Source organism: Halobacillus sp. (genome assembly GCF_049282395.1).
GTDB lineage: Bacteria > Bacillota > Bacilli > Bacillales > Halobacillaceae > Halobacillus.
This window is the reverse complement of the sequence record NZ_JBAPTY010000151.1, coordinates 1-3,629: the sequence shown is the minus strand read 5'-3', so window position 1 is coordinate 3,629 and position 3,629 is coordinate 1. Positions and strand designations below refer to the sequence as shown.

The 3,629-nt window shown below is 46.6% G+C and carries 3 protein-coding genes; all 3 read left to right on the top strand.

What is annotated here, in order from left to right:
- Nucleotides 1–251 precede the first annotated feature (251 nt).
- The 3 genes from gatC to gatB are packed head-to-tail and all read left to right on the top strand — an operon-like array spanning nucleotide 252 to nucleotide 3,453.
- Nucleotides 252–542 carry an Asp-tRNA(Asn)/Glu-tRNA(Gln) amidotransferase subunit GatC gene (gatC, locus tag WAM07_RS06795; protein ID WP_089751599.1) on the top strand — a complete coding sequence of 97 codons (291 nt, stop codon included), beginning with the start codon at nucleotides 252–254 and terminating at the stop codon, nucleotides 540–542.
- An 11-nt stretch (nucleotides 543–553) separates the two neighbouring features.
- Nucleotides 554–2,026, top strand: a complete 1,473-nt coding sequence (gene gatA, locus WAM07_RS06790; RefSeq protein WP_422165776.1) for an Asp-tRNA(Asn)/Glu-tRNA(Gln) amidotransferase subunit GatA — start codon at nucleotides 554–556, stop codon at nucleotides 2,024–2,026.
- Nucleotides 2,023–3,453 carry an Asp-tRNA(Asn)/Glu-tRNA(Gln) amidotransferase subunit GatB gene (gene gatB / locus WAM07_RS06785; RefSeq protein WP_224893458.1) on the top strand — a complete coding sequence of 477 codons (1,431 nt, stop codon included), beginning with the start codon at nucleotides 2,023–2,025 and terminating at the stop codon, nucleotides 3,451–3,453. The genes gatA and gatB overlap by 4 nt, the downstream gene beginning before the upstream one ends.
- Nucleotides 3,454–3,629: the final 176 nt, after the last annotated feature.

The following is a 3,629-nucleotide window of genomic DNA, read 5'->3' as shown; positions in this document are numbered from 1 at the left end:
TCCGACAACCCAATAGGGTAAGAACTATTCTTATTTAAGTTAATCACAATATCTAACGCCCGCATTTCAAAAGTTAACGTTCACCTGCCTGGATCTATGGAAAGGTTTAATTTGAGGAAGAGCGGTGCACGCTAAGACAGCCGGAGGCCATTTATGTTAAGATAAGAAGGGTAAAAATAGCGCACGTTGATTCATAAGCCGTATATTTGGTATGATCATATATTATGTGAGATCGAAATGGAGGTCGCATTATGTCAAGAATTAGTAAAGACGAAGTGAAGCACGTAGCCAACCTGGCACGCCTTGCTATCACAGAAGACGAAGCCGATACATTCACAAAACAGCTCGACGATATTATTACGTACGCCGAGCAGCTGAATGAACTCGACACAGAGGGAGTAGCTCCTACCACCCACGTACTGGATCTGAAGAATGTCTTACGCAAAGACGAGCCAAAAGAATGGCTCAACAAAGAAGATGTACTTAATAACGCACCCGAGCACAAAGATGGACAATTCAAAGTGCCATCGGTACTGGAATAGGAGGTTTGATCATGTCTCTATTTGACTATACATTACGTGAGCTTCAAGAGAAGCTACATAATCAGGAAATCCGAGTAACGGATCTTGTAGACGAGTCGTATAAACGAATTGAAGAGGTAGACGGGCAAGTGAAGGCTTTCTTAACGCTAAATGAAGAAGCCGCCCGCGCCCAGGCTGCAGAACTCGATCAGCAGCGAGGCGACAGCGCCGCTAAACTGTTCGGTCTGCCAATTGGTGTAAAGGACAACATCGTAACCAAAGGTCTCCGCACCACAGCCGGAAGCCAGATTCTAAGTAATTTTAACGACCCATTGTACGATGCTACGGTCGTCAAAAAGTTGAATGACGCGAAGTCCATTACCATTGGTAAACTCAACATGGACGAGTTTGCTATGGGTTCTTCTAATGAAAACTCAAGCTACGACGCGGTCCGTAACCCTTGGAATACCGATTACGTTCCAGGCGGATCAAGCGGTGGCTCAGCAGCGGCTGTAGCTGCTGGAGAAGTTCCTTATTCACTCGGTTCCGATACCGGCGGATCGATCCGTCAGCCCGCCGCTTACTGCGGGGTTGTCGGCTTGAAACCAACATATGGCCGTGTCTCCCGTTTCGGTTTAGTCGCTTTTGCTTCCTCTTTGGATCAAATCGGTCCAATTACACGCAACGTGGAAGACAATGCGTTCTTGCTGGAAACCATTGCTGGACACGACAACATGGATTCAACTTCAGCGAACGTTGAGGTTCCAAATTACAGTGAAGCTCTTACAGGCGATGTTAAAGGACTGAAAATCGCCGTACCAAAAGAATACCTTAGTGAAGGTGTTTCTTCTGAAGTGAAGGAAGCCGTTCAGGCCGCCCTTCAGAAATATGAAGAACTTGGAGCCACATGGGAAGAAGTTTCTCTTCCGCACTCTAAATATGCTCTATCCACGTACTACCTGATCGCTTCCTCTGAAGCTTCTGCCAACCTGGCCCGTTTTGACGGTGTCCGTTACGGCAAGCGCGCACAAGATGCCGAGACGATGCTCGACATGTTCAAGCGCTCCCGTGCTGAAGGCTTCGGTGACGAAGTGAAACGCCGGATTATGCTTGGAACCTTTGCACTAAGCTCCGGGTACTATGACGCTTACTATAAAAAAGCTCAGCAGGTACGTACGCTGATTAAGAACGATTTTGAAAAAGTATTCGCAGATTACGACGTAATTATAGGGCCGACGACGCCTACACCAGCCTTTAAAATAGGGGATAAAGTCGATGATCCGATGACGATGTATGCGAACGATATCCTGACCATCCCTGTAAACCTGGCAGGTGTTCCAGGTATTTCGATCCCATGCGGCTTCTCCTCTAATGGTCTTCCGATCGGTTTGCAAATCATCGGAAACCACTTTGATGAAAGCAGTGTGTATCGTACCGCTCATGCCTTCGAACAGGCTACTGAATTCCATAAACAACGCCCGTCCCTTGGAGGTGCGCGCTCATGAATTTTGAAACGATTATAGGCCTAGAGGTCCACGTTGAATTAAAAACGGCATCTAAAATCTTCAGCCCGTCCCCGAACATGTTCGGAGATGAGCCGAATACAAACGTAAACCCGATTGATCTCGGGTACCCGGGCGTATTGCCTGTATTGAACGAAGAAGCTGTCAACTATGCGATGAAAGCCGCAATGGCTTTGAATTGTGATATCGCGACGGACACGAAGTTCGATCGTAAAAACTATTTCTATCCGGACAACCCGAAAGCGTATCAGATTTCCCAATTTGATCAGCCAATCGGAGAAAACGGCTATATTGATATCGAAGTGGACGGCGAGAAAAAACGGATCGGCATTACGCGTCTTCACATGGAGGAAGACGCCGGTAAGCTGACCCACAGTGATGATGGTTACTCCCTTGTGGACTATAACCGTCAGGGTACACCGCTTGTCGAAATCGTATCCGAGCCGGACATCCGTTCACCAAAGGAAGCATATGCGTACCTGGAAGCTTTGAAAAATATCATCCAGTACACTGGTGTTTCTGATTGTAAAATGGAAGAAGGTTCACTTCGTTGTGACGCCAACCTGTCGATCCGCCCGATCGGTCAGGAAGAGTTCGGTGTGAAAACCGAGCTTAAGAACTTGAACTCCTTCTCTTTCGTACAAAAAGGACTTGAGTTTGAAGAAGTGCGCCAGCAGAAGGAACTGCTTTCCGGTGGAGAAATCCTTCAGGAAACACGCCGTTATGATGAACAAACGAAAGAGACTATTCTTATGCGTGTTAAAGAAGGTTCTGACGATTACCGCTACTTCCCGGAGCCGGATCTTGTGCCTCTGCACATAGATGAAGCCTGGAAACAGCGTATTTTCGACCAGATCCCAGAGCTTCCGGCTGCCCGTAAGAAGCGTTATATTGAGGAACTTGATCTTCCGGAATACGATGCGATGGTGCTTACCAATAACAAAGAACTCTCTGACTTCTTTGAAGAAACCATTGCTGAGGGAGCCGATATCAAGCAGGCATCCAACTGGCTGATGGGTGAAGTTTCCGCTTATATGAACAAAAACTATAAAGAACTTCATGAACTCGCCCTTACACCAGCTTCCCTTGCGAAGATGATTAAGCTGATCGAAGATGGCACGATTTCGTCCAAGATCGCGAAGAAAGTCTTCAGCGAACTGGTTGAAAAAGGCGGCGATCCAGAGAAAATTGTTAAAGATAAAGGGCTTGTCCAGATTTCCGATGAAGGTCAGCTGACCGAAATCGTAACGACCATTCTGGATAACAATCCGCAATCCATTGAAGACTATAAGAACGGTAAAGACAAAGCGCTCGGATTCCTCGTCGGTCAAGTAATGAAAGAAACCAAAGGTCAGGCAAACCCGCCGATGGTAAACAAAATTATTTTGGCTGAAATGGAGAAGCGCTAAAGCCTGCCAATAGGTTAAACGAAAGCACGCACGGCGGTTGGTGCGTGCTTTCGTATGGATGAGGAAAACCCATCATATACTATAAAAAGTGTTTTCAAATTCAGGAAAAAGAGCTATGATGTTCTATGGAACAAGCCTGGATGAGGGGGTCATACCATGAAACGTGCTCGAATAAT

Excerpts from the sequence above, each read along its gene's own strand:
- gatC (WP_089751599.1), top strand. The coding sequence starts at position 252 with ATGTCAAGAATTAGTAAAGACGAAGTGAAGCACGTAGCCAACCTGGCA.
- gatA (WP_422165776.1), top strand. The coding sequence starts at position 554 with ATGTCTCTATTTGACTATACATTACGTGAGCTTCAAGAGAAGCTACAT.
- gatB (WP_224893458.1), top strand. The coding sequence starts at position 2,023 with ATGAATTTTGAAACGATTATAGGCCTAGAGGTCCACGTTGAATTAAAA.